This is a genomic window from Hyphomicrobium sp. GJ21 (genome assembly GCF_001006785.1).
In the GTDB taxonomy this organism is placed as follows: domain Bacteria; phylum Pseudomonadota; class Alphaproteobacteria; order Rhizobiales; family Hyphomicrobiaceae; genus Hyphomicrobium_B.
The window spans coordinates 233,587-259,750 of record NZ_CDHO01000001.1; the positions used below are offsets into that span (position 1 = coordinate 233,587).

23 protein-coding genes and 1 pseudogene are annotated in these 26,164 nt (G+C 61.7%); 16 read left to right on the forward strand and 8 right to left on the reverse strand.

From position 1 onward, the window contains the following. Positions 1-327: 327 nt before the first annotated feature. Positions 328-3,471, reverse strand: a pseudogene (locus tag HYPGJ_RS01165) (efflux RND transporter permease subunit). Next, on the reverse strand, positions 3,464-3,724 hold the full coding sequence (locus tag HYPGJ_RS19395; protein ID WP_244465967.1) for a hypothetical protein: 261 nt from the start codon (positions 3,722-3,724) through the stop codon (positions 3,464-3,466). The pseudogene HYPGJ_RS01165 and the gene HYPGJ_RS19395 overlap by 8 nt, the downstream one beginning before the upstream one ends. A 909-nt stretch (positions 3,725-4,633) precedes the next feature. Here HYPGJ_RS19395 and HYPGJ_RS01175 point away from each other — a divergent pair. From HYPGJ_RS01175 to HYPGJ_RS01185, 3 genes are all read left to right on the forward strand, one after another. Continuing rightward, positions 4,634-5,290, forward strand: coding sequence for a Chromate resistance protein ChrB (locus tag HYPGJ_RS01175; protein WP_348270886.1), 657 nt, complete (start codon positions 4,634-4,636; stop codon positions 5,288-5,290). Between the two features lie 84 nt (positions 5,291-5,374). Beyond that, entirely contained in the window at positions 5,375-6,592 is a 1,218-nt protein-coding gene (locus tag HYPGJ_RS01180) for an MFS transporter (protein WP_046845495.1), read from the forward strand. Positions 6,593-6,651: 59 nt separating this feature from the next. Next, positions 6,652-7,209 carry a phosphatase PAP2 family protein gene (locus HYPGJ_RS01185; protein WP_046845496.1) on the forward strand — a complete coding sequence of 186 codons (558 nt, stop codon included), beginning with the start codon at positions 6,652-6,654 and terminating at the stop codon, positions 7,207-7,209. Between the two features lie 36 nt (positions 7,210-7,245). Here the strand turns inward: HYPGJ_RS01185 and HYPGJ_RS01190 are convergent, their stop codons facing one another. Next, a complete protein-coding gene (locus tag HYPGJ_RS01190) occupies positions 7,246-7,668 on the reverse strand; it encodes a helix-turn-helix domain-containing protein (protein ID WP_046845497.1) in 423 nt (140 codons plus the stop codon). A gap of 185 nt (positions 7,669-7,853) precedes the next feature. Between HYPGJ_RS01190 and HYPGJ_RS01195 the strand changes: the two genes are divergently transcribed. The 13 genes from HYPGJ_RS01195 (at position 7,854) to HYPGJ_RS01255 (ending at position 21,682) form a co-directional block, all read left to right on the forward strand. Beyond that, the gene (locus HYPGJ_RS01195; protein ID WP_101536102.1) at positions 7,854-10,910 is read left to right on the forward strand and encodes a heavy metal translocating P-type ATPase; all 3,057 of its coding nucleotides are present in this window, start codon (positions 7,854-7,856) and stop codon (positions 10,908-10,910) included. Positions 10,911-10,993: 83 nt separating this feature from the next. Further along, positions 10,994-11,518, forward strand: a complete 525-nt coding sequence (gene lspA / locus HYPGJ_RS01200; protein WP_244465968.1) for a signal peptidase II — start codon at positions 10,994-10,996, stop codon at positions 11,516-11,518. 2 nt (positions 11,519-11,520) lie between these two features. Continuing rightward, positions 11,521-12,255 (forward strand): cytochrome c biogenesis protein CcdA, encoded by a 735-nt coding sequence (locus HYPGJ_RS01205; RefSeq protein WP_046845498.1) that lies wholly within the window; start codon positions 11,521-11,523, stop codon positions 12,253-12,255. An 81-nt stretch (positions 12,256-12,336) separates the two neighbouring features. Continuing rightward, positions 12,337-13,242, forward strand: coding sequence for a lipid kinase (locus HYPGJ_RS01210; RefSeq protein ID WP_200185643.1), 906 nt, complete (start codon positions 12,337-12,339; stop codon positions 13,240-13,242). A gap of 141 nt (positions 13,243-13,383) precedes the next feature. Next, entirely contained in the window at positions 13,384-13,686 is a 303-nt protein-coding gene (locus HYPGJ_RS01215; protein WP_046845499.1) for a hypothetical protein, read from the forward strand. Positions 13,687-13,748: 62 nt separating this feature from the next. Then, positions 13,749-15,023, forward strand: coding sequence for a divalent metal ion exporter subunit IhpA (ihpA, locus tag HYPGJ_RS01220; RefSeq protein ID WP_046845500.1), 1,275 nt, complete (start codon positions 13,749-13,751; stop codon positions 15,021-15,023). Continuing rightward, positions 15,020-15,967 carry a divalent metal ion exporter adaptor subunit IhpB gene (gene ihpB, locus HYPGJ_RS01225; RefSeq protein ID WP_200185645.1) on the forward strand — a complete coding sequence of 316 codons (948 nt, stop codon included), beginning with the start codon at positions 15,020-15,022 and terminating at the stop codon, positions 15,965-15,967. The genes ihpA and ihpB overlap by 4 nt, the downstream gene beginning before the upstream one ends. Next, positions 15,960-16,325: a P-II family nitrogen regulator gene (locus tag HYPGJ_RS01230; protein WP_046845501.1), complete on the forward strand. Its 366-nt coding sequence runs from the start codon at positions 15,960-15,962 to the stop codon at positions 16,323-16,325. The genes ihpB and HYPGJ_RS01230 overlap by 8 nt, the downstream gene beginning before the upstream one ends. After that, a complete protein-coding gene (locus HYPGJ_RS01235; RefSeq protein ID WP_046845502.1) occupies positions 16,318-19,527 on the forward strand; it encodes a CusA/CzcA family heavy metal efflux RND transporter in 3,210 nt (1,069 codons plus the stop codon). Before HYPGJ_RS01230 ends, HYPGJ_RS01235 begins: the two co-directional genes overlap by 8 nt. Next, positions 19,524-19,895, forward strand: a complete 372-nt coding sequence (locus HYPGJ_RS01240) for a hypothetical protein (RefSeq protein WP_046845503.1) — start codon at positions 19,524-19,526, stop codon at positions 19,893-19,895. Before HYPGJ_RS01235 ends, HYPGJ_RS01240 begins: the two co-directional genes overlap by 4 nt. 121 nt (positions 19,896-20,016) lie before the next feature. Next, positions 20,017-20,388 (forward strand): hypothetical protein, encoded by a 372-nt coding sequence (locus HYPGJ_RS01245; protein ID WP_101536103.1) that lies wholly within the window; start codon positions 20,017-20,019, stop codon positions 20,386-20,388. A gap of 44 nt (positions 20,389-20,432) precedes the next feature. Further along, complete coding sequence (locus tag HYPGJ_RS01250) at positions 20,433-20,720, forward strand: copper-binding protein (RefSeq protein WP_046845794.1); 288 nt, start codon at positions 20,433-20,435, stop codon at positions 20,718-20,720. After that, positions 20,717-21,682 (forward strand): LysR family transcriptional regulator, encoded by a 966-nt coding sequence (locus HYPGJ_RS01255; protein ID WP_083983989.1) that lies wholly within the window; start codon positions 20,717-20,719, stop codon positions 21,680-21,682. Before HYPGJ_RS01250 ends, HYPGJ_RS01255 begins: the two co-directional genes overlap by 4 nt. Before the next feature lie 74 nt (positions 21,683-21,756). Here HYPGJ_RS01255 and HYPGJ_RS01260 read toward each other — a convergent pair whose 3' ends face one another. From HYPGJ_RS01260 to trbL, 5 genes are read right to left on the reverse strand one after another with little or no spacing between them, the layout of a single operon-like run. Next, entirely contained in the window at positions 21,757-21,984 is a 228-nt protein-coding gene (locus tag HYPGJ_RS01260) for a DUF2274 domain-containing protein (RefSeq protein ID WP_046845504.1), read from the reverse strand. A gap of 4 nt (positions 21,985-21,988) precedes the next feature. Then, on the reverse strand, positions 21,989-23,140 hold the full coding sequence (locus tag HYPGJ_RS01265) for a TrbI/VirB10 family protein (RefSeq protein WP_046845505.1): 1,152 nt from the start codon (positions 23,138-23,140) through the stop codon (positions 21,989-21,991). Continuing rightward, entirely contained in the window at positions 23,140-24,084 is a 945-nt protein-coding gene (gene trbG / locus HYPGJ_RS01270) for a P-type conjugative transfer protein TrbG (protein WP_101536104.1), read from the reverse strand. The genes HYPGJ_RS01265 and trbG overlap by 1 nt, the downstream gene beginning before the upstream one ends. Positions 24,085-24,110: 26 nt before the next feature. After that, positions 24,111-24,800: a conjugal transfer protein TrbF gene (gene trbF / locus HYPGJ_RS01275; protein WP_046845507.1), complete on the reverse strand. Its 690-nt coding sequence runs from the start codon at positions 24,798-24,800 to the stop codon at positions 24,111-24,113. Continuing rightward, the gene (trbL, locus tag HYPGJ_RS01280; RefSeq protein WP_046845508.1) at positions 24,797-26,164 is read right to left on the reverse strand and encodes a P-type conjugative transfer protein TrbL; all 1,368 of its coding nucleotides are present in this window, start codon (positions 26,162-26,164) and stop codon (positions 24,797-24,799) included. The genes trbF and trbL overlap by 4 nt, the downstream gene beginning before the upstream one ends.

Genomic DNA, 26,164 nt, shown 5'->3' on the forward strand with positions numbered 1-26,164 from the left:
GCGTGCTTGTTATCGGTCGCTCACGCTGTTGCACGAGTGACCATGCAGCGCGGAGGTGAAATTGGGGAAGTCTGATTTTATCGGAGTAGGGAATGCGGATAGCCAGGGTTAGATATAGGACGGTGGAACAACCGTGCTTGGCTATTCCTTGTTCAAGATCGCTCGTGCATTTAGTCCTTGCTCTCCGAAGGTGGAGGCCTCAGGTTCGAAAACTGATGGGTGTGCCGACACGCGGTTGAAGCGATGCTGATCGCGTGATTCCCAGCCCCGACCGCTGTCTGCCCAGGCACTACGAGCGATCTTGCAACCGCCTCAGGGAATCCACCGTCAGGCTATCGCCTTCTCTCGATGCGCATCTGCCTCTCCACGATCGAAGCGGGCGTATCGAAGAGCGAGGGTTGGCAAGACCAGCAGGTTGAGCGCCATCGACGTCATGAGGCCGCCCAGGATAACGATCGCCATCGGGCCTTCGATCTCGCGCCCTGGTTCGCCCGCCCCCAGCGCGAGCGGAAGTAAACCGAGGCCAGTCACCAGAGAGGTCATGAGAATCGGAACGAGTCGATCCGCGGCACCTCAACGGCAGTCTCGAGGCCCCATGCGCGGCCTTCGACCATGACGAGATGTTCGTAATGCGAAATCATCAGGATGGAATTGCGTAGCGTGATGCCGAACAGCGTTACGAAGCCGACCAGTGATCCGAGCGAAAGCAGCCCACCGGTCAAAGCGACCGCAAAGACCCCACCCACGAACGCGAAAGGCAAGTTTATCAGAACCAGGACGAGGTTGCGCCAGTGGCCGGTGACGATCGAAAGCAGGAGAACGATGCCGAGTGCAGCCAGCAGTGCATTCACGAGTAGGTCGCGCTGCGACTGAGCTTGCGCCTCGGCCGAACCCGCAAACTCCACGTGCGCGCCGGGCGGCAACGTAACCTCCTTGGCGATCTTCCGTTTGACGTCACTCACAAAGGACGCGAGATCACGTCCGCTCACGTTCGCGGTCACCGTCTGAACACGCTGCGCGCTCCGATGCAGGACCTGGTATCGCCCGGATGTTTCGTAGACATCAGCTACTTGTTTTAGAAGAACGTAGGCTCCGCCCGAGGTTCGCAGCGGGAGATCGCCAATCTGCGTGAGCCTGGCGCGCGCCTGCGCATCGAGGATCACGGTAACGTTGAAGACTGCATTGCCTTCATATGCCTGCCCGACTACATCCCCTTGGTAGGCTGTGCGAATCAACTCAAGCACTTCCACCGCGTCGATCCCCCATCGCTGTAGGTCGGCAGGACGGAGCGTTACGTTAATCTGCGGCATCCCCGGCGGAGATTGTAGCTGGACATCTACGGCGCCTGAAACCTCGCTCAGTTCGCGTGCGACATCCCGTGCAGCTTTTTCAAGTGAATCGAGGTCAGCGCCGTAGACATTCACGGCGAGCGCGGCGGTAAAGCCCGATACCGTTTCCTCGACCCGTTCCGCCAAATAGGTCTTGAGCGAGAAACTGATGCCAGCGAACTTCGCAAGGGCTGCTCGCATGTGCGTTTCGGCCACGCTTTGATCGTGGCCGGAGAGGCCCGGCTGCAGGTCAATCTCGAACTCACTGTAGTGGGGCCTACGGTATCCACGCCGGCTTCGGCACGCCCTGCGTGCTGCGCGACGCTGCGCACGCCCGGAACCTTTCGGAGGGCTTCCGTGATCAAGCCTCCGATCCGAAGTGACTCATCGAGCGAAGTGCCCGGTATCGCCGAGACGTGGAGGATGAGATGTCCTTCCCGTAGGTCGGGTAGGAACGTACCGCCAAAGAACGGCAACATCGCCGCGCCCGCGATGGTAAGGGCAAAAGCCGTCGCGATGACGAGCCTCGGAAAGCGCTCGATATGCCGGAGCAGCGTCTCATAATAGCCGCGCGACCAGCGGACCATTGGCGGGTCCCGATGCTCTCGTCGGCTCTTTCCGACGAGCAGCACCATCGAAAGTGCGGGCGTAACGGTCAGCGCGACCGCGAGGGAGGCGAGCACCGCAAGGATGTAGGCGACCCCCAAAGGTCCGAACAGACGGCCGCCGACGCCCGAGAGCGTGAGGACAGGCAAGAACACCAGCAAAACGGCGAAAGTCGCGTACACGACCGCGCTGCGGACCTCGAGGATCGCATCGAGCACGACGCGCCCCTCAGTCCTCGGTTCAGCCAATCGGCGATTTTCGCGCAGTCGGCGCACAACGTTTTCGACGCCGATCACAGCGTCATCGACCACCTCGCCGATAGCAATCGCGAGTCCACCGAGCGTCATGGTGTTGAGGGTCTCACCCATCCATTGCAGGGCAAGCACGGCCGCGATCAACGAGAGCGGGATCGCGGTGCAACTGATGATCGAGGTGCGCCAGTCGAACAGGAAAAGGAACAGAACAATGATTACAAGCGCACCGCCGATCAGGAGGGCGTGCAACACATTTTGGGTTGCCGTATCGATGAAATTGGCCGGACGAAACAGATCCGCATGAAGTTGAACCTTTTCGCCCTCAGCGCCGGCCGCAGTTCGTGCAGTGCAGCTTCCACCCGCGTCGTGACGTCCCGCGTGTTGGCCCCGTATTGCTGGCTTAACATTAGCACGATGCCAGGCCGACCATTGATGAGACCGGCACCGATCGGCGGCTCGGGAGCCATGACGACGTTCGCGACATCGCCGAGCACGATGCTTGCGCCGCCCTCGTGCATCAGAACGGTGCGGGCGACTTGCTCCGGCGTCAAAGACTGGCCGAAGGTCTGGAGGGTCAAGCGCTGATTGACCGTGTCAACGAAACCGGCACCCCGCACGCCCGTGGCCTTGCGCGCGGCAGCCAAGACATCGTTCATGCCAACCCGAAATCGGATCAGATCATCCGGACGGACCTGCACCTGTAGAGATCTCACGTCTCTGCCGTAGATCGAAACTTGCGCAACACCTGGCACAGCCAATAGGCGCCTCGCCACGGTCCAATCCGCGATGGTGCGCAAGCCCATCAGCGAGCGCTGCTCGGATGTCAGACCGATGACGAGCACCGTGCCAGCCGTGGGGGTCAACGGCGTCATCGCGGGAGGTAGGACGCCTTGCGGCAGCCGGGTGGCGACCACCGCGAGACGCTCGTTGACGAGTTGGCGCGCGCGGTAAATGTCGCTGCTGGGGCGGAATACGACCGTTATGACCGACAACCCCTGGATCGAGGACGAACGCATACTTTCGACGCCCGCCAACCCGTTGATGGACGTTTCGATCGGCTGGGTGACAAGAACCTCGACTTGCTCTGGGCTCAGGCCGGGCGCTTCCGTCTGGATCGCGACTTGCGGCGGCGCGAATTCGGGGAACACGGCGTATTTGGCGCTCGCAAGCGAACACAGTCCGTAGCCCAATAGCGTGCAGAGCACGATTCCACGGAAGCGAATGGCGAACGAGACAAGGGCAGCTTGAGGCCCCGCGTGGCTGCCGAGACGGTTGTCAGTCATTGTCAGCGCTGGCCCGAAGCTCGCTCTTGGCCTCCTCGGAAAGGAGGACCTGCGCGCCGCGGGTCACGACTTCCGCGCCGACGGGAAGGTCCCGCACGACGTAATCGTCGTCGGAGACCGGTTGGTCGGTGTTGATCGGGTGCCGCTTGAACGCCTCGGGGCCGACGCGCAGGTACACCCAGGAGCGCCCCTGCCAGCGCACGATGGCTGTGTCCTCGACGAATACCCCCTCGTATGTCTTGCCAGACGGCACATAGACCGTCGTGTTATACCCGGCAGGAGGCCGCTGTCTCCCTGCGCCGTGAAGAAGTAGCTCACGCCCTGAATGCGCGCGTCTGTCCGTGTTGCGGGTGAGAGGTACTGGAGGTCGATATTGGCGTCACGCGTGGGCGCCTGCGCGAGAGCTGTCCGAGGAGGGGCCGCCAAGGTGGCGCCGGGTTGTAGCGTTACCTGAACCAGAAACCTTTCGCGCTCGATCAGTCGGACAACGGTTGGCGAACGCTCGATGATTGCCCCGCCGATCAGCGGCCCCCATTCCTGTTGCGCCGTCGCCCCTAAGGTTCTCACCTGCGATTCAGCGGCGGACAGTGCGGCCTGCTCGGTCCGAAACGTTCCTTCAGCGGCTTCGGCATCCTTCCTGGGGAGAGCTGCGGACTGCGCCAGATTCTTCGCGCGCTCAAATGCGCTCTTTGCGACGTCGAACCTGGCCTGCGCCATCTGAAGCTGAGCGTAGGCATTGGCATAGCTGTTGGTGAGTTCGGTGACGCGGGCGATATCGAGGACGGCGCCGTAGGCACGGAACTGTTCGGGATGGGGTTCCACGATCAACACCGTGGTCTGAAGCCCAATTTGCTTCTGCTGTTCCGGAGAAAGCTTGACCGTTGTCGGATCGCCAGCGGCCAAACCCAACGGCTGAGGGTGAATGGCGGGCTGGGCCCGCCCGATTTGGGCGGCACCGACCCAACATGACAGAGTCAGCACAAGCAGCGCCGCGCGGAGTGCGGCCACAGAGCGCACCTGTTGGCAAAGCATATTTAGGCTTTCATAGAGCGTGTGGACAAAATAAATGTTACAGCCGTAACATCTATCTCGGATATTGAATCGGTTCAAGGAGCGGCTGGCAGGGGACCGAACGAGGTCTGCCCAAGTCGAATCAAAAATCATGACAAAAGAACGCAGCCGCGCAAAAAAAGCGCGTCGTCCGGAAATCAAAGAAGAGCCACAGGCCATAGAGTCGAAGTCCGGGAAAGCCCGCCAAGGCGGTTCTCGGTCATGGCTGCTTCTGACCTACAAGGTGCCCGCCGAGCCGGCAAAGCGCCGCATTGCGCTGTGGCGCAAGCTGAAGGCCTTGGGGGCCATCTATCTGCAAAGCGGCGTATGCCTGTTACCGAAAATCGACGCACACGAGCGACGTTTGAAGGTCCTGCAGAACGAGATCTTCGAGATGGACGGGGACGCGGTGCTTCTCGAAACCGTTGGGCTCGACCACGCACAGGAGCAGAGGGTGATCGCTCGATTTTCGGCCGAGCGAGATGAGGCCTATCGCGAATTCATCAGTCGCTGCGACGACTTTGACGGCGAAATCGCGAAGGAGCGCGGCAACGGAAAGTTCACCTATGCCGAGGTTGAAGAGAACGAAGAGGATCTGACGAAGCTGCGGGCGTGGCTCGATAAAATCGTCCGTCTCGATTTCTACGGTGCCTCGCTCCGCGAGGAAGCTGAGGAACGGTTCGCTCGTTGTGCAGCACTGCTGGATGAATATGCGCGCGAAGTGTTCGAGGCGCAGGACGAAAACAGCACAAGCACCAATTCCGCCTGAAGAGGCAGACCTTCTTTGGCTGTGAAGTCCTGCTCGGCGGCGACGCCAAGCGCGTCGTCAACGCCCGCGAACAGAAGAGATGAGATGGACAAGATTACGGAGAAAACCCCGGTCCACGAAGCGCGGCACGGCATTCCCGCCGGCGTGTGGGCGCTGGGCTTCGTATCGATGCTGATGGACATATCGTCGGAGATGATCCACGCGTTGTTGCCTGTCTACATGGTGACGGTGCTCGGGACCTCGACCCTTGCCGTTGGCATCATCGAAGGCATCGCTGAAGCGACGGCCTCGATCACCAAAGTTTTTTCGGGCGCTCTCAGCGACTGGCTAGGCAAGCGGAAGTTTCTAGCCGCCCTCGGCTACGGGCTTGCCGCGTTCACCAAACCGATCTTTCCGCTCGCCGCCTCGCTTGATTGGCTCGTCGCCGCCCGTTTCATCGACCGTGTCGGCAAGGGTATTCGCGGCGCACCGCGCGACGCCCTGGTGGCCGACATCGCGCCGCCCGAGCTGCGCGGGGCCGCCTTCGGCCTGCGTCAGTCACTCGATACGATCGGCGCCTTCATCGGCCCGCTACTCGCCATCGGCCTCATGTGGCTGACGGCGGACCATTTTCAGACGGTGTTCTGGATCGCCGTCATTCCGGCCTTCCTGTCGGTCGCGCTGATCCTCGTCGTGGTCAAGGAGCCGGAGCGGTCGAGGGACCTACGCAAAGTTCGCATGCCGCTGCATCGCGAGGAGTTACGACGCCTCGGCTCGGTCTATTGGTGGGTCGTAGCGGTCGCGGCGGTGTTCACGCTCGCGCGCTTCAGCGAAGCATTTCTCATCCTGCGCGCCCAGTCGATCGGTCTGCCGTTGGCGCTCGTCCCGATCGTGCTGGTGCTCATGAGTCTCGCTTATTCGGCCTCGGCCTATCCGATCGGCGTTCTCTCCGACCGGATGGATCGCATGACGATTCTGATACTCGGCATGATCCTGCTCGTCCTTGCCGATCTCGTGCTCGCCTTCGCGGGTAGCCTTTGGGGCGTCGGCATCGGCGTCGTGCTCTGGGGGCTGCATATGGGCTTCACCCAGGGCCTGCTCGCGGCCCTGATAGCCGAAGCGGCACCCGCCGAACTGCGCGGCACCGCCTTCGGCATGTTCAATCTGGTTGCCGGCTTGGCGCTGCTGGCTGCCAGTATAATCGCCGGCGCGCTCTGGGATGTGATCGGTCCGCAAGCCACCTTTATGGCTGGCGCGGCTTTCGCCGTGCTGACTACGTTGGGTCTGCTGCTTGTTCGCGGCCAGATGAAACACCCGCGCTAAGTTTGAACAGCAACACCGACACTTTCACAAGATGCCGACGACGAGATAAGGATTCAGAATTGCAGTTACACGACGTAGACGCCGCAGCGACGCGTGCCATCAACAGTCTGGCTGGAGCGAGCACCACCATCGATTTTCTGATGATCTGGAGCTCGGCGCTCGGTATCCCGCTTCTTGTTTTGGCGGTCGCCGGGCAATGGTGGCGGCACGACGACCGGCAGCACGTTCGGCATGTATTGGTCGCCGCCGGGTTTTCCTTTCTCCTCGGCCTTGCAATCAACCAGATCATCTTGTTGTTCGTCCATCGGATACGACCTTATGACGGTGGCATCACGCATCTTCTGATCGATCGCAGCGCCGATCCGTCATTCCCCTCCGATCACGCCACCGCGACCTTCGCCATCGCCGCGGCCTTTCTGCTGCACGGCATGCGGCGGCTTGGTGCGTGGTTTCTGGCAGCCGCCGTACTTGTGACGTTCTCCCGAGTCTATGTCGGAACGCACTATCTCGGCGACGTTCTTGGCGGCGCCTCGACCGGGATTGTCGCCGCCATGCTGGTCCGCTCGCTCTATAGGGAAGGGACGCGGGCCGATCGCATGATCACCAGCATTCTTTAGGGCCAGTGCGGTAATCCGGGCGCAGAAAAGGCCCAGTTATCTTGGCTGTGGTTGAGCTTGAGGCGACAGAGCTTCGATGATCCGGCAATCAGCAACGGTGCCGCAGCGGCATTGATCGATCATGCTGTCCAGCTCGCGGCGCAACGCGCGCAAGTCGGCGATCTTTCGATCGACTTCAACTCGATGCTCTCTGGCAATGGCATCGACGGCTTCACACGATCGGTCGCGCTGGTCGGCCAAATCGAGCAATGCGCGGATCTGGTCGAGCGAAAAGCCAAGGTCGCGCGAGCGCCGGATGAAGCTTAGGCGCTTGAGGTGCTCCGCTCCATAGGCGCGATAATTGCCCGCCGTCCGGCCCGGCGCGGCCAGCAGCCCGATCCGCTCGTAATAGCGGATGGTCTCGACCTTGGTGTCGGTTCCTCGCCCCAGTTCTCCGATCGTCAGAAAATTGCCTGTCATGGCCTTGACCCTGTAGTTGCTACAGGGTGCATATGGGTCGTCATGTCTAACTTGTCGAGGGGATCCCAATGGCAGCCGACGGCAAACTTGGCTTGGGCTCCTTGATTTTGTGGCGACTACAGAACGTTGGGTGCGCTCACGATTCGAGCCACGCTCAAGAAAGTTAAGCAATTCAGGAGTTCATGATGACCGCAGATGCCGGGACAAGGAGCACGTCAAGCTCGCTACGCTTCAAGGTCGACGGCTTGGATTGTCAGAACGAAGTTCGGATGCTTCGTGCCGCGGTCGGTCCGGTCGTGGGTGGCGATGACAAGCTGGCGTTCGACACCAAGGGCGGTATCATGGAGGTGGCGGGCCAGGGCATCTCGTCTCTCGATGTAATCGAACAGGCGGTCGCCACGACAGGGATGCAAGCCAAGCTGTTGCCGCAGCCGGATAAACCGACGACATCTGCGTGGCTGTTCAAGGTTGAAGGGCTCGATTGCAAGAACGAGGTCGCGATCCTCAAGCGCGAAATCGGTCCACTGGTGGGTGGTGACGACCGGCTTGCTTTCGACACGACAAAGGGACTGATGACGATCGCGATTCAGCAGCGGGTCTCGATCGACGACCTCTTGCGCGGCGTCTCAAAGACCGGAATGTCCGGTGCTCTCGTCGAAGATGGTACGGACGACACCTTACTTCTGCGCGTGCACGGTCTCGACTGCAAGAATGAGGTAGCTGCTCTAACCCGGGAACTGGGGCCGCTCGTCGGCGAGGATAAGCTCGCCTTCGACACTGCGCAGGGCGCCATGACCGTTGCACCCCAGAGCCGGGCAACGCTCGAACAGATCGAGCAGGCGGTCGCGCGGACGGGAATGCGGGCGGAACCGTGGTCATCGCCAACCCCTCAAGATTCGGCAACCTGCGATGCTGTTGGATTTGCGTGCAGTTGCGCGGTCGACGTGCAGGAAGCTCTCAGCCCGCCGCTCCCAACCAATCTGCCTGGTGGCGTTATCTATCGAATCCACGGCATGGATTGCGCCGACGAGATCGCCGCCCTGAAGCGCGAAGTTGGCCCGCTCGTTGGCGAAGACAAGCTTGCCTTTGACCTCCTTAACGGCCGCATGTCGATCGACATGACGCCCGACGCCACGTTGGAAGCTCGCATCGAAAAGGCTGTCTCACGTGCAGGTCTGCGGGCGGAGCCTTGGACCGAGGGCGCGACAAGCGAGGCCGCGCAGGCAGAAGAACGCCGAAGGCGCATTCAGTCATGGCTGACCGCTGCGAGCGGCGTTTTTGCTGCGCTCGGCTTTGCGGTCCACGCTTGGCTCTTAGGCGGTATTGTCGCGGCCTTCGAGGCTGGCGAACACGGTGCAGGCGCAACGCCGCTGGCGAGCATCATTCTTTATACGCTCGCTGTGCTGTGTGCGGTGCGCTATGTCGCCCCGAAGGCTTGGCTCGCGGCACGACGCCTGCGTCCCGACATGAACCTCCTGATGGTGATAGCGGTCGTAGGCGCGATCAGCATCGGCGCCTGGTTCGAGGCTGCGACGGTCTCGTTCTTCTTCGCACTGGCTCTTGCGCTTGAAGCGTGGAGCCTCGGCCGGGCACGGCGCGCCGTTGCGGCTCTGATGGAGCTCGCGCCGTCCACGGCCCGTATCAAGCTCGATGATGGTAGCGAGCGCGATGTTCCGGCAGCCGAGGTTCGTGTCGGCTCGCACATCATCATTCGACCTGGTGACAAGGTTCCGCTCGACGGCCGGGTGGCCGCTGGCGAGAGCGAGGTCAATCAGGCGCCGATCACCGGCGAAAGCGTTCCCGTCTTCAAGTCCGAAGGAGACGAGGTCTTTGCAGGCACCATCAATGGCGAAGGCGCCCTCGACGTCGTGACCACCAAGGCCGCGAACGACACGACGCTCGCGCAAATCATCCGCATGGTCGGCTCCGCGCAGGGCCGACGCGCACCGAGCGAGCAATGGGTCGAGAAGTTCGCACGCGTCTATACGCCGGTTGTGATGGTGCTCGCGATCGCTGTATTCCTCATCCCGCCCCTGTTGCTCGGCGGTGGTTGGGAGATCTGGTTCTATCGCGCCCTCGTGCTGCTCGTGATCGCCTGCCCCTGTGCCCTTGTGATCTCGACGCCGGTAACGATCGTAGCCGCCCTCGCAGGAGCGGCGAAGCAAGGCGTCCTGGTGAAAGGCGGCGTCCATCTCGAAACGCCGGCGCGTCTGAAGGCGATCGCCATGGACAAGACCGGGACCCTCACCGAAGGACGCCCTCAGGTCGTGGAGATCGTCGCGCTTGGCAACCGCAGCGAAGGCGACGTTCTTCGGCTGGCCGCAGCCCTCGAGGCCCGTAGCGAGCACCCGATAGCGCGCGCTATTCTGGCAAGAGCCACGGAAAGCGGCATCGCCGCGCAACCGGCCGAGGCGGTCCAGGCCATCACGGGTCGAGGCATGACCGGCCGCGTCTCCGGTCGCGACGTCTGGCTTGGGTCGCGTCGGTATCTCGATGAACGTGCGATCAGCTCGCCGGCCATTTTGGAGCGCGCCGGCGCTCTTTCCGACGCGGGCCGCACCATTGTCGCCGTCGGCAACGACCAAGAGGTTTGGGGACTGATCGCCGTTGCCGATGCCGTGCGGGCAGAGGCCAAGGAGATCGTGGCCGCGCTCCATCGCGCTGGCGTCGAAAAGGTGGTGATGCTGACAGGCGACAACCGGGCCACCGCCGAGGCGATTGCCAAGCAGACCGGCATTGACGAAGTTCGCGCCGAGCTTCTGCCTGGTGACAAGGTCGCCGCCGTCGAGGACCTGGTTCGGCGTTATGGGGCCGTCGCCATGGTTGGCGATGGAGTCAACGACGCTCCTGCCATGGGCCGCGCCAATCTCGGCATCGCTATGGGCGCGATGGGTAGCGATGCGGCCATTGAAACCGCCGACGTTGCGCTGATGTCGGATGATCTTTCGAGGTTGCCCTGGCTTGTGCGCCATTCGCGAGCCACGCTCACCGTTATTCGACAGAATATCGCCTTCTCGATCGCGGTAAAGCTATTGTTCACGGTACTGACCATCATCGGTCTCGCGTCGCTTTGGGGCGCGATCGCCGCCGATGTCGGCGCGTCCCTGCTGGTCGTCCTCAACGGGTTGCGCCTCCTCAATCACGGACAGCGCCAGACGGAAGGTGGTCCAACCGGCGGCGCAAAAATTCGGACAGATGAGCGTGGGCATTCCGTCGTGGCTCGCCCCGCACCTGCGCATTGAACCAACAGCGGTCGCCCTGTGTTGGGGCGGCCGCTGCCGGCAGAGAAATGCCGACCTGAACTCCAATAGCATGAGGAATTGTCGTGGCCGGAAGCTCCCGTAGAGATCGCGCGATATGGGTTGGTGGCGGATTTGCCGCCGCGCTTCTGTTCGACGTCGCAACAAAGTGGTTGATCCTCAATGTCGTTATGGTCCCGCCGCGCATTATCGAGGTTACGCCCTTTTTCAACCTGTCGCTCAGCTTCAACACTGGCGTCAGCTTCGGCATGTTTCAAGATCTTTTTCTCGAGCGTCCGCTGGTGCTGGTCGGGATCAAAGTGGCGATCACGGTCGGTCTTCTCGTTTGGGCAATGCGGACCCACAGGATTGTTGAGGCCACGGCTCTTGGTTTGATCGCCGGCGGCGCCGCCGGCAACATTGTTGACCGCGTGCGTCAGGGCGCTGTGACCGACTTTCTCGATTTCCATGCCGCCAATTGGCATTGGCCTGCCTTCAACATGGCGGACGTTGCGATCGGCGTTGGCGTTGTGCTCCTCTTGGCGAGATCGTTTCTTTCGTCCCGACCGGCACTCTGTACTCAGGAAGCGTCCAGTAACGGAAAGCGCTGAGGATGGTGGCGCTGGATATATCTCTGCTCGGTCTGGCGACAGCGGCCACTGCTGGCGCTATCTCTTTCCTTTCTCCCTGCGTCCTGCCCCTCGTTCCGGGCTACCTGTCCTATGTTGCTGGTGGTGCCGGCACGACTGGCAGCGGCGGTGTGGCATCTCGGCTTCACATCTTCCGCCCGGCGCTCCTGTTCGTGCTCGGGTTCACGACCATCTTCGTGCTGCTTGGAATCAGCGCGATGGCTCTCGGCGGCGTTCTCCAACGCTTCCAGACGGAAACCAACTTGATCGGTGGAGCTTTGATTATCGTCTTCGGATTGGCGATGACCGGGCTCGTCCGCCTCCCGATGTTGATGGCCGACCATCGATGGAATGGGCCTCGTCAGGTCAACGGACCGGTCGGTGCCTTCTTGCTGGGCGTCGCTTTTGCCTTCGGGTGGACGCCATGCATTGGCCCGGTGTTAGGCTCGATCCTTACGGTAACTGCTACTTCGTCGGGCAATGGTGCGATTCTTCTCGGAGCTTACGGTCTCGGACTCGGCGCACCCTTTCTGCTCACGGCCCTCTTCATGGGAAACGCAGCCGCCGCATTGAAGCGCATGCGCCACCTCGGCGTCGCACTGAATATCGGCGGGGGAGCCGTCATGATCGGTGTCGGCATCCTGATGATGACCGGCAGATTGCAGGAGATCGCAATCTGGATGCTGACGACGTTTCCGGCGCTGGGAGGGATTGGTTGATGCGCACACCACCGCATTTGATGGGCGGCGTGGTCGAATCTCTGCACGTTATCTTACTGCAATTTGATTTTCGAGGAAGCAATGATGGACCATCGCTCAGATGAAATACGTGCGCTCTTATTTCTGAATCCGCAGAGTCGCAATGGGAGCGGTCGCGCGGCGAATGACGCTGTTCGACAACTTGAGGTCGGCGGGATCACGCTCACGCCAAGCCTGTGCCACAAACCGGAAGAGATGAGACACGAGATCGCCCGCAGAGCACAAGAAGTCGATTGTGTGATCGTCGGCGGTGGTGACGGAACAATTAACGCGACTCTCGCCGGCTTGGTGAACACGGGACTGCCGCTTGGCATCTTGCCACTCGGCACGGCAAATGACCTTGCTCGGACACTTTGCATTCCGAATAACCCAGTAGCGGCGGCTGCAATTATCACCGCAGGCTACAAGCGCCGGATTGACGTCGGCCAAGTCAATGACCAGTTCTTCCTGAACGTTGCGAGCATGGGGCTAGGCGTTGAACTTGCGCGTAGGATGACTGGTAACCTCAAACGGCATTTGGGGCGGCTTAGCTACCCGCTAGCGGCGGTTAAAACAGCAATCTACATGAGGCCCTTTACGGCTGAAGTCATTACTACCGACAGCACCATTCAACTTCGAAGCTTGCAGATCGCTGTTGGCAATGGTGTATATTACGGCGGCGGCATGGCCGTCTACGAGGCTGCGGCAATCGACGACCAATGCTTAGATTTTTACAGTGTTGCGCCGCGACAATTTTGGCAATGGCCGCTCTTACTGGCTGCCTTTCGGCGGGGGCGTAACCGAAATTTGGGCGGCATGCGGGCTTTCTGCAGCTCAGGGCCTCTTGAGGTCCGCACGGATCCGCCACTCCCAATCAATACCGATGGTGAAATTACGACCTTCACGCCCGCCAGGTTCAAATTGCTGCCGCTCGCATTGACCGTCTTTGCGCCGGCGGCTCGGGCCTGACACCAACGACGCTGATGTGAAGGGCGGCGCATCGTGCCCTAAAATCGTGGTAGTGTTGCACCCTGAAACTTGATATTGCAGACCTCGATGAAGCGAACATCTACCCAGAGAGGGACTACACGGGCATCGGCTTTTCGCCGGGTGCTGACGGCGTTCCTTGCTGCGGTATATCTGGTGGTTGGATTTGCGGGCGAGATTTCGTGCGCGAAGGAAACCCTCGTCTCGACCAGCATAAGCGCCGCTCTGGACAAGGGCGACGAAGGCTCGAAAAAGGCCCCGACTGTGGTCGAGCATTGTTCCACTTGCGCCCCCATCACAGTGCCCGTGGCCGCGTTGGTCTACATACCAGCCAGCATGTCCCTGCAAATGTCGTTCTCAAGCGACATTGCTGTTGACCTTGAAGTGCGCCTGCCTGAACCGCCACCCCCCAAACATCTGATCTGAAGCCTTAGCCGCAGCGCGTAACTCAGTCGCGTTGTAGTCTTTTCGCTATTCAGGTCGGTAATATGCTTTCGGTTCGAGTGGCCGTGCGCCTGACGTGCGCACTGCTCATACTTACAGTTCCCGTCGAGGCTGCCGAACGTTCTTCGCGCACCATCTCGCTGCCTCAGGCATTACAGCGTGCGTTGGCTGCGAATCCGCGATTGACCGCGGCCGAGCGTGATATCGGCATCGCGGGCGGCCTCCGCGTTCAAGCCGGTGCGCTTCCCAACCCAGAGGCCTCGTTCGAACTCGACAACGCGCTCGGAACGGGGCCGTACAAAGGGGTTCGGTCGGCCGAGACGACCCTGCAACTTAGCCAACTCGTCGAACTGGGTGGCAAGCGGGAAGCACGCGTGGCGGCCGGCGAGGCCGGCATCGGCATGGCCGTCTGGCAGCGGCGGGCGACGCGACTGGAAGTCCTGTCCGAAACAGCGATTGCCTTCATCATGATTATCAGCGCGCAGCGGCGCATCGAGATCTTCGATGAGCAAATAGCGAGCTTCGATCCGCTGATTCCATTGTTGCAAAAACGCGTCCAGGAGGGCGCGTCCTCGCCTGCTGAAACGCTGCGGGCGCAGGTCGCCGCAGACCTGTTCCGGGTCGAACGGGAACGCGCCAAGACACTGCTGGCTACGGCGCGTCGCGATCTCGCGGTCCTAATGGGGGATGCCAGCCCGCAGTTCGGCAAAGCCGTGGGACGGCTGGCAAGTACCGGTCTACCGCCGCCGTTCAACGCCGTACTCCAGGCGATCGACGCTAATCCGCAATTGGCGCGCTGGACCGCTGTCACTGCGCAGCGCAATGCCGAACTCCTTATCGCCCGACTGAAGGCCATTCCGGACCTACGCATTTCAGCCGGCTGGCGGCATTACCAGGACACGAACGACAACGCGGTGCGACTTGGCGTTTCGATCCCGCTTCCGGTCTTCGACCAAAACACCGGTAACATCATCGCGGCACATGAGACGCTCGCGAAGACAGATGCGGAGCGGGCGATCAACAAGCTGGTGCTGCTCAGCATCGCCGGCCGCGCCTACGATACCCTGACTGGTGCTCTGGCGGAGCTCAAGCTGCTGCGGTCGTCGGTCATTCCCAACGCCCGCAGCGCCGCCGAGACGATCCTCAGCGGCTACTCGCAGGGTCGCTTCACGCTGCTCGAATTGCTCGACGTTCGGGGATCGCTGCTGCAGGCGCTGCTGCGCGAACAGGAGGCCCAGCAGAATTTCCATATCGCCGTGGCCACAATCGAAGGTCTCGTCGGCAATCCGTTTTCGCTCACGCATCAGAGTTCGCGATGATGAAGGCTATTGTCCGCTACTCCGTGTTCATTCTGGTCTCCGCCGCGCTTGCCTACAGCGGCTATCAGATGCTGACGCCCGCAGCGCCGAAACCAACCCCAACCGAAAAGGCCGAAAAGGAAGAGCACGCCGACAGCGTCACGCTGAGCGATGCCAAGATCGAGACGGCAGGAATCGAGCTTGCGAAAGCATCGTCCGGCGTGCTGCGCGACAGCCTGTTATTGAACGGAATGGTCCAGCCCAACCAGGAATCGCTGGTGCAGGTCACCCCCCGATTTCCCGGGATCGTTCGCGACGTGCGTAAACGGATCGGCGACGTGGTCCAAAAGGGCGATGTCCTAGCTGTCATCGAGAGCAATCAGAGTCTGACGCTGTATGAATTGAAGGCGTCGCTCGGCGGTACGGTGATCGATCGACAGACGACCTTGGGCGAGTACGTCTCCGAGCAGAAACCGGCCTTCGTCGTCGCAGACCTATCGAGCGTGTGGGTGGACTTCTCCGTCTACCGCCGCGACCTGAAGCGGGTCAGCATCGGCGACCAGGTGTTCATCGATCCCGCCGACGGCGGCCCCGCGATTGAGGCCAAGGTTTCGTATCTGTCGCCGGTCGGCAGCAGCGACACCCAGAGCGCGATTGCCAGAGCTGTGGTGACGAATTCGAAACAGCGGTTGCGTCCCGGGTTGTTCATCACGGGCCGGCTGACCCTGTCTGCGAAGCGGGTAAGCGTCGCAGTGAAGTCGTCGGCGCTACAGACCTGGGAGAATCGCACGGTCGTGTTCGTCCGTAACGGAGGGAAATTCGAAGCGCGGGATGTCGAGGTCGGAGAGCGGGATCCGCAGTTCGTCGAAATCACCTTCGGTGTGCTGGAAGGCGACGTCTATGCCGCGCAGAACAGTTTCATCATCAAGGCTGAACTGGGGAAAGGATCGGGAGACAATGACTGATGACGCTGCAATGACGCTGATCACCGCCCTCATCAGGCCGCACATGGAAGGCCACGTGGTGCGCGCGCTGCATGACTTGCCCGACTTTCCCGGCTTCACTTTCGATGAGGTCCGAGGGCAAGGCCGCGGCCGCGGGCAAGGCGGGAGCTACGTTTCGGCGGATACCGATCTGACCTATCACCAGTTTCTGGAAATGAAATTGGTCTGTCGGTCCGAGTTAGCGGATCAGATTTGCGAACGCATCGCGTCGGCTGCCTGGACGGGCAGGAAAGGTGACGGCGTCGTATTCACGACGGCGGTCCATAAATTTGCACGCATCAGGGAAATCGGCAGACACTCGGAAAAGCACGATGATTGATGGAATTCTTTCGTTTGCCATCCGTCAGCGATGGCTTGTGATGATCGGCGTGCTGGGCATGGCCGCCTTCGGTGCCTGGAATTTCACGCGGCTTCCGATCGATGCCGTTCCTGATATCACCAATGTCCAGATCCAGATCAATAGCCGGGCGCTAGGCTACTCGCCGCTGGAAGTCGAACAGCGCATCACGTTTCCGGTCGAGACCGCCATGGGCGGGCTTCCGCATCTCGACAGCACTAGATCGCAGTCGCGATATGGCATGAGCCAGGTCACCGTCATCTTCAAGGATGGCACCGACATCTACTTCGCCAGACAGTTGGTCAACGAACGGATCCAGCAGGTCAAGGACCAGCTTCCGCCCGGGATCGAAACGGCGATGGGGCCGGTCTCGACCGGTCTCGGCGAGATCTATCAGTTCACGGTGGAAGCGAAGCCGGATGCCCGCAAAACGAGCGGCGAGCCTTACACGCCGAGCGATTTGCGCACGATCGAGGACTGGATCATCAAGCCGCAGTTGCGGAATGTTCCCGGCGTCATCGAGGTGAACACTGTCGGGGGATTCGAGAAACAATTTCACGTATTGCCGGATCCCGCGCAACTGATGGCCTACAAGCTCAGCTTCCGCGACGTGATGACGGCGCTGGCGTCGAATAACGCCAACGTCGGCGCTGGCTACATTGAGCGCAACGGTGAGCAATATCTTGTCCGCACACCCGGGCAGGTCGCAAATATTGAAGAAATCAAGGACATCGTGATCGGATCGCGAAACGGCGTCCCGGTTCGGGTTTCGGATGTCGCCGACGTCACGGAAGGCAAGGATTTGCGCACCGGCGCAGCCACAGTGAACGGCAAGGAGGTTGTGCTTGGAACTGCCATGCTGCTGATCGGCGAAAACAGCCGAACGGTGGCGCAGCGCGTGGCGGTCAAGCTCAAGCAAATCGGACGCTCTCTGCCGGATGGCGTCGTTGCACGAACCGTCTACGATCGAACGCGGTTGGTCGAAGCCACCGTTGCAACCGTCGAGAAAAATCTCGTCGAAGGCGCGCTTCTTGTAATCGTGATTCTGTTCATGATCCTGGGGAATTTTAGAGCCGCCATTGCGACCGCGTTCGTCATTCCGCTTTCCATGCTCTTCACCATCACCGGCATGGTGGAAAACAAAGTCAGCGCCAATCTGATGAGTCTCGGAGCCATCGATTTCGGCATCATCATCGATGGTGCTGTCATCATCGTCGAGAACTGTTTGCGCCTGCTGGCGACAGAACAGCACCGGTTGGGGCGCGTTCTCGACCGCCAGGAACGCTTCGAGACGATCCTGGCGGCATCCCGGGAAGTCATCGGCCCAAGTCTCTTCGGAACGCTGATCATCGGTGTGGTGTACATCCCGATCCTGACGCTCACCGGTGTCGAGGGGAAGATGTTTACGCCGATGGCTTTGACAGTGCTGATGGCGCTCACCGGCGCCAGCATCCTCTCTCTGACGTTTGTCCCGGCAGCCGTTGCCCTCCTCGTCACCGGCAAGGTTTCCGAACATGAGAATTTCTTCATGCGTGGAGCGCGTCGGATCTATACGCCGCTGCTTGCCGCTTCCATCCGCAACAGGTTCGGCGTCGCTGCCATCGCTGCACTGTTGATCGTTGTCTGCGGAATCGCCGCTTCGCGGATGGGGGGTGAATTCATTCCAAGTCTCGATGAAGGCGATGTGTCCATGGAGGTGGTGCGAATCCCAGGGACGAGCTTGACGCAGTCGGTTGAGATGCAGGCGATGCTCGAGCGGCGGCTGCTTAAGCTGCCCGAAGTCAAGGAGGTGTTCGCGCGCACCGGCACGGCGGAGGTTGCGACCGACCTGATGCCGCCGTCAACATCGGACTGCTACGTGATGCTGAAGCCACGGAAGGACTGGCCTAATCCAGAAAAATCGAAGGCGGCTGTGGTTTCGGAAATTCAGCAGGCCGCCGAAGATGTTCCCGGAAGCGTCTATGGGATTTCGCAGCCGATCCAGCAACGCATGAACGAACTGATATCCGGCGTCAAAAGCGACGTCGGGGTCAAGATATTCGGAGACGATCTCGAAATATTGGTCCAGTCTGCGGCACGGGTGCAGGCCGTTTTGCAGACGATTCAGGGAGCAGCGGACGTAAAGACCGAACAGGCCGCGGGTCTTCCGGTTCTCACGGTCAAGCTCAACCGTCAGGCCTTGTCGCGCTACGGAATCAGCGTCGGTGATGTCCAAAACCTGGTCGAAATCGCCGTCGGAGGAAAGAGCTCCGGGCTGGTCTTCGAGGGCGACCGCCGCTTCAGCATTGTCGTCAGGCTTCCGGAGCATTTGCGCGCGGATATTCAGGCTATCAGGTCGTTACCGATACCGCTACCACCCCTTGAGAACCAATCCAAGGCGGTGCCTGCAGTGTGGGGCCACTCGCCACTTGCCCAAATCCGTTACGTGCCGTTGTCGGAGCTCGCGCAAATCGATCTCGCGCCCGGTCCCAATCAGATCAGTCGCGAAGACGGCAAGCGGCGGATCGTCGTGACCTCGAACGTCAGAGGCCGCGACCTCGGGTCGTTCGTCGCGGACGCTCAGCGTCAAGTCGAGCAAAAGGTGAAGCTGCCCGCGGGTTACTGGATTGGCTGGGGCGGCCAATTTGAACAGTTGGTTTCGGCCACGCAGAGGCTAACGATAGTGGTACCGATCGCGTTGGCGCTGATCTTCCTGTTGCTCTTCATCAGCCTTGGCTCGATGCCCGACGCGCTGCTGGTGTTCAGCGGCGTACCGCTGGCCCTTACCGGAGGCATCGTGGCCCTCTTGCTCAGAGGCATTCCGCTGTCGATCAGCGCGGGCATCGGCTTTATCGCTCTATCGGGCGTCGCGGTGCTCAACGGCCTCGTTATCATCACGTTCATAGAGCGCCTCCGCAGGGAGGGACACGCCCTTGTGGATGCGGTCCGCGAGGGCGCGCTGACCCGGCTGAGGCCCGTCCTGATGACTGCGCTCGTTGCTTCCCTCGGGTTCGTGCCGATGGCGATCGCGACCGGCGCCGGTGCGGAGGTGCAGCGGCCGCTAGCCACGGTCGTCATCGGAGGAATCATCTCGTCAACCATTCTTACGCTGCTTGTGCTGCCTGCTCTCTATGTCCTGTTCCGGCGCGAGGACATCGAGAGCGGTGAATTGAAAACGCCGGAACCGAACGGAGTGAAATCATGAAATACGTTTTGCTGCTTGTCGCCGCTTTGACGTTTGCCGCCCCGGTTTGCGCCGAAGAATACGAAAAAGGACCAAACGGCGGCCTCATGCTCGACGTCGCCGGCATTGACGCTGAGCTTCTTACCGCCGGGAATACCGTCACCATCAACGTCTTCGTCCCAAACACCCCAAAGCCGGTTTCTACAAAGGGCTTTACTGCGGCAGTGCTTATTGCGGGCGGTAGCGGACGGGAGACGATCACGCTCGCTCCCCAGGGCGAAAATTCGTTGAAGGGAGACGCGAAGAACGCGATAGCTGCGGGCGCGACTATCACATTGACGATCAAGACCGCAGACGGAAAATCCGGCCAGGCCAAATTCAAAAAATAGAAACGCCGATCGTGACCCGAATCCCTTGGTGGATCGAATGGTGATTGGAAACGCAGCATCGTGCCGCCGCATCCGCAATGCGACCAAATTCGTCCGGTTCGCCGGCGGGAGCGTTGGCCGCTTGTTTGGTCTACTGACCCTGTCTTCGCTTGCCTTGCTTGCAGCCGACGCAGGGCGGGACCTGCGGGCGGAAGCGCCAAAGGCAAAGATTGTCGGCTTGGGCGCTGCGACATGCCGCCAGTTCAACGATGACGTCAGATCGAATCCGTTGGTTCGGAGAGACTATCTGGCGTGGGCTCAAGGCTACATGAGCGGAATCATCCTGAGCAGGCCTCCCGGCGTCGATGAGGGGTTGGATCTTAATCCCGCAACCTTCGGCCTCGTCAATCAACTTCAGTTTCTGGAAGATCATTGCGCGAAAAACACGTTGCTGGATTTTTCCGATGCCGTCGAAGCCCTCTACAAGCGGCTGCGTCAGGAGGGCAAGACGTGAATACTGTCATGCTGTTATCGGCGGCGCGCGCCCGCATACAAGGGATGGGGCGTAAACTTACCATAGCCAGGGCCGCAGCTATCTTCTCAACGGCCGTGTCGGCCCAGACGATTCCGACCCAAGGCCAAGTGACCAAAATCGATCAAGGCCAGAACAAGGTGACGCTCAAGCACGGGCCGATCGAGAATCTGGATATGGATGGCATGGCCATGGTGTTCGTTGCCGCCGCCCCGGCAATGCTGAAGGCGGTGAAGGTCAGAGACGAGGTGAAGTTCGAGGCGGAAGGGGTCAACGGTCGTCTCACTGTCACGAAAAGAGAAAGGGCAAAATGACAGCGTCCCGTGCAGGGAGTGCTGTTGCCGGCTCCCTGCGCGGAGATTGCGCGAATGGCACACGGATTTCTGCGATCGAACTTCGACACCTGCGCTATTTTGTAGCGGCGGTCGAGCATGGCAGCTTCCGCAAGGCCAGTGCTGCGCTTCGCGTCCAGGAATCGGCAATCAGCCGCCGCATTCGCGACCTTGAGGGGCATCTCGGCGTCGCCGTTTTCCAGCGATGCAGTTGGGGCGTTGAGCTCACAAGCGCCGGTGAGCGCTTTTTGCCGCGAGCGAAACGCGCGCTTCGCCATGTTCAGGAGGGAGCTGGAGACGCCGCCGTCGTCGCGCACGGGCGAGAAGGAAGGATCAGAACTGGCATTTTCTCCTCGATAGCCTCCGGCTTTCTACGCGAACTTCTGGATGCTTTCGCGAAGGTGCATCCTGGGGTCTATGTCGAACTGATCGACGGAAATCCTTCCGAACATATCGCGGCAATTCGACAGCTTCGGCTGGACGTGGCCTTCATTACCGGAACAATCCATTGGTCGGAATGCGAGACTGAGCAGCTCTGGTCTGAGCGTGTGTTTCTGGTGCTGCCGAGTGGACATCCTCTCTGCAAACATGACGAATTGGATTGGGTGGATCTGTTGGGAGAAAAGTTCATCGTCAGCGACAGGGCGCCCGGCGAGGAGATCCGCGACTATCTGGTCCAGCACCTTGCGGACCTGGGCCAGCATCCGGAAATCAATGCGCAATTCGTCGGGCGGGATAGTATTCTGGCATTCGTCTCCCCCGAGCGAGGATTGACGCTGACCAGCGAGGCGACGACCGCGATGCAGATTCCGGGGATCAGCTATCGGCCGATGCGCAACGAAATCCTGCCGTTCAGCGTTGTGTGGTCGCCGATGAACAACAATCCCGCTGCCGACCGGCTGTTGAACCTCGCGCGTTTGATGGCCTCAAAGATTCGGACATAGAACCCGCTCCGATGACAATACGATTGGGGGAGCGAGAGCGGTCGAGGGGGAAGGAAATCCGGCGCCAGTGCAGGTCAAAGCTTCGCGGAACCGGAGATGCGCCGCGCCTTCGCGAATCCGCGATCCGTGGCGATGAAGCGCTCCAGCATCGGCACGATCAGCTTGGCGGGTTCGATCGGCGTCGCGCCTTCGGCCAGCAGACGACCATATTCCAAGAGATCGCGATGCAAGGCCGCCGGCAGTTCCAGTGCGATCTTCACCGGTCTGTCGTCGGCGATGGGGCCGAGTTTTAGTTTGGTCATGGGATTATCCTCTGTATGCCTCGAGTATCAAATCTCTCGTCACTACAATCCTGACCGGGAATCCCGGCCGGATGGTCAGCGTCGGCGCGACATTGAGCTGACGGCGGACGATCTGCTGGCCAGCGTCATTGATGGTGTTCTGCCCGCCGCTGCGGATTGCGCGCAGCAGCCGGTTCTCGTCGCTGATGGCGAGTTCGGAGCCAACCGCGAGCAAAGTGGAGAGGCCGGCAGCCTTGGCGAGATCCCACCAGTGGTAATCGACGCCATCTTCAAGCCCGGCATAGCCTTGCGTGTCGGCGCCGGGCTGGCGCTCCAGCACGATGGAGCGACCGTTCGGCATGATGATGCGGTTCCAGACGAGCAGCACACGGCGCTGCCCGAACTGCACGTTGTTGTCATATTGGCCGATCATGCGGGCGCCCTGCGGCACGAGCAGGATGCGGCCCGTGGGACTGTCATAGATGTTCTCGGTCACCTGCGCGGTGATCTGACCTGGCAAATCGGAACGGATGCCGGTGATGAGCGCGGCCGGAATGACGGCGCCGGCCTGGAGCACGAATGGCGAAGCTGGCGCCATGACGCGATCCGACGAGGTCGTGCGGCGATCGACGGGCGCGTTCAGGAATGCGAGTTGCTTGTCCTGCGCCGTCTGCTGACCGGGCAGCCCTGACAGGCCCGGCATGTCGAAGCCGGCAAAGCCCGGCGTTGGTGTTCCGGCCGCGGCCGGCGAACCTGCCCGCGACTGGAAGAACACGGTGCTGGTGCGGGCGGCTTCCTCCTCGGCGCGACGGCGTTGCTCGGTCTCGTCGACGGCGGGCGCCGGAACGACAGGCGGCACGACGGGTTGGCCTGCATTCTGTGCGGACAGGATCGGCCGACCGAGATCGCCCGGCAGCGGCGGCCCGAGAACGGGGCCAGTATAGTCGCGCGGCAGGCCGGCGAGACCATCGGCGGGCTGCCGGTTGCCGGTCGAATACAGCTCCTCGCCCTCCTTTCCGGCATTGCGGGTCTGGAGGGCGTAGATCAGCGATCCGCCGATGCCGACCAGGGCAACGGCCGCGACGCTGGCGAGCACCTTGCGCGACAGGCGGGTGACGCGCGGCGGCTCGGCACGAAGACGCATCGGGGCAGCGGTATTGGTTGAATTGTCGCTCATTATGACGGCCTCCCGTCGGTCCGGACGATACGAACGGTCTGCTGGCGGTCGCCGCTGCCGAGGCGCAGCTCGGCCGCGCCGAACAGGCGATCGACGATCAGAATGTGTTGATGGATGCGTGTATTGGCGATCTGTGTCTCGCCCTCAGGGCCGATCACGAAGATCGGCGGCATCTCGCCTTGCACGATGCCACGCGGGAATTCGACATAGACGCGGCGGCCGTCGTCATAGACAGCGATGGGTTTCCAAGGTGGATTGTCGCCGGTGAGGCCATAGCGATAGTTGCGCTCGGCGGCGGCCGGAATGACCGGCGTCGCCGGCATGGCCTGCCGCTGGCTGGGGGATTGCGGATAAGCCCAGGCGACAGCGGGCATATAGGGCTTCTGGCCGGAGCGCAGTTCGAGCATGTAGGTGCGCCGGTCGGTGGTGACGACGAGATTGGTCGTGATGTCGGCGCGCGAAGGCTTCACCAGCACATGGACGCGCCGCGTGGCGCCGCTGCCGCTCTCGGTGTCGCCGATGATCCAGCGCGCGGTGTCGCCCGCTGCGATCGGGCCTGCGCCGGTCAGGCTTTCACCGGGCTCGAGCGCGATGTCGGTGATCTGTCCCGGCGCGGCATAGACCTGGTAGAGCGCGCCATCCGACCACGGATAAATCTGGATCGCGTTGTAATAGCTTTCGCGGCGCGGCTGAACGCGGGCGGCGGCGTTGGCGTTCTCAACGCGGGCTGTCGGCGTGCCTGCGGCGACACCTCCGCGTGCAGGCGTCCACGCTGGTGGAACATGCAGCGGCTTCGGGCGGTCATCGGTGACAGCGGCCGGAACGGCGGGCAAAGGCGGCACGCTTGAATCGTAGGTAATCTCCGGCGGCTTGCTGGCGCAGCCCGCAAGCGCGCTTGCGGAAAGCAGCAAAGCCGCGATTGCGTATTTACGGAAAGATGGCATCCCGCCTTTGCGGATCGTCGGCCCGGTCATTGGCTCATCTCCCGCGACCATGAGATTGCGTGGATGTAGATGCCGAGCGGATTGGCCTTGAGCCGTTCGGCGTCGCGCGGCGGTTGAACCACGATGGTCAGGATCGCGGTCCAGCGCTCGGTCGCGGAGAGTTTTCCGTCCTCGTATCGACGCTCAATCCAGGCGACGCGGAAGGAATCCGCCGAAGCGCGGATGACGCTGGAGACTTCCACCGCGACCTGCTGCTTGCCGACCTTGGCGAAGGGGTCGTTGGCGCGGGCATAATCGTTGAGCGCGGCCGCGCCGCGATCGGTTGTCCATTCATAGGCGCGCAGCCAATTCTGCCGGACGATGATCGGATCGGCTGGAATGCTCCTGACCTGTTCGACGAAGCGGGCGAGATGCCAGGCCACTTGCGGATCGGTCGGGCGATAGTCGGCCGTAGCGGCCGCGACGGTTTGCGCCTGGCCGAGATTGTCGATCTGCACCACCCACGGCACGACGGTCCCGCGAACGGATTGCCAGACAAGCGCGGCGGCGAAGCCGGCCGACAGGATCAGCGATCCGAAGGCCATGTAGCGCCAGTTCTTCGCCTGTATGCGGGCCGAGCCGATGCGCTCGTCCCATACTTGGGCAGCGCGCTGGTAGGGCGTCTCGGGTTGTGGTGTCTTGCCGTAATGTGCGGCGGGGCGTCTGAAGGGGTTCATGAGCGGTCGCTTTCGGAGAGGTTGACGGAGGAGCCGGAGCCGTGGCTGTCGCCGGAGCGGACGGCATGAGCAACGGCGCTGACGCCGTGGCTCACGGCCTGATGGCGCTTCATGCGCCTGGCCCAGCCGGGCGCGCCGCCGCTTACCGTTGCCTGGCTTTCGGCGGATGAGGCATCGGCTGCAGGGGCGCTCCCCACCGTTCCCTTGGTCGAGGCGCCGCCTGTCATGGCGAATCCGGCTTTCGCGCCATCAGCGTTGCTTGATTTGACGCTCTCGCCGGCGCGGGCGGCGGCGCGGCGTAGCGGTGATGCGACGGCCGAGCCGGCGGCGCGCGCGACGCCACCAAGGCCGGAGGCCACGCGGGATGCGCCAGACTGCCCGAGAGAACCAAGAGTGTAGGCTGACGAAGCGGCGCCGGCAGCCGTGGCGCCGCCACGAACGGCCGCCGAGCCGCCCGAGATGGCCGCTGCTCCTCCCTTGGCGGCCAGGCCCGCCGCTCCGGCGGCAGCCACTGCCGCGCCCCCGACTGCAAGGCCGGTTCCCACGGCGGCGCCCGCGCCAAGCTGCGGACCGCCGGAGACGAGACCATTGGCGATGCCGGGACCGAAGATGCCGAGACCGAGCAACGACAGCGCGGCCAGCACGATGGCCATGGCCTGATCGACAGTCAGCGTCTGCGCGCTGGCGCTCTGCGTGAACTGCGAAAACAGCGTCGAACCGATGCCGATGATGACCGCAAGGACGAGAACCTTGATGCCGGAGGAGATGACATTGCCGAGCACCCGCTCGGCCATAAAGGCGGTCTTGCCGAACAGGCCGAAGGGAATCAGCACGAAGCCGGCGAGCGTCGACAACTTGAATTCGATGAGGGTGACGAAGAGCTGGATCGCCAGAATGAAGAAGGCGAGGATCACCAGCGCCCAGGCGAAGAGCAGGCAGACGATCTGAATCAGGTTCTCGAATACCGAGATCCAGCCCATCAGGGGCGAGATCGCGTCGAGCAACGGCCGGGCGGCGTCGAGGCCTGTCTGCGCGACCTTGCCGGGACGCATCAGGTCCGCCGCCGAAAACCCCGTCCCGCTCGCCTTCAGGCCGAGGCCGGCGAAGCTGTCGAAGACAATCTTGGCGAGATTGTTCCAGCTGGAAATCAGATAGGCGAAGACACCGACGAACAGCGTCTTCTTGACGAGGCGCGCGATGATGTCGTCATCGGCGCCCCAGCTCCAGAACAGGGCCGCCAGCGTCACGTCGATGACGATCAGCGTGCTCGCCACGAATGCGACCTCGCCGGACAGCAGCCCGAAGCCGGAGTCGATATAGCGGGTAAAAACGCCGAGGAAATTGTCGATAACGCCGCTACCCAT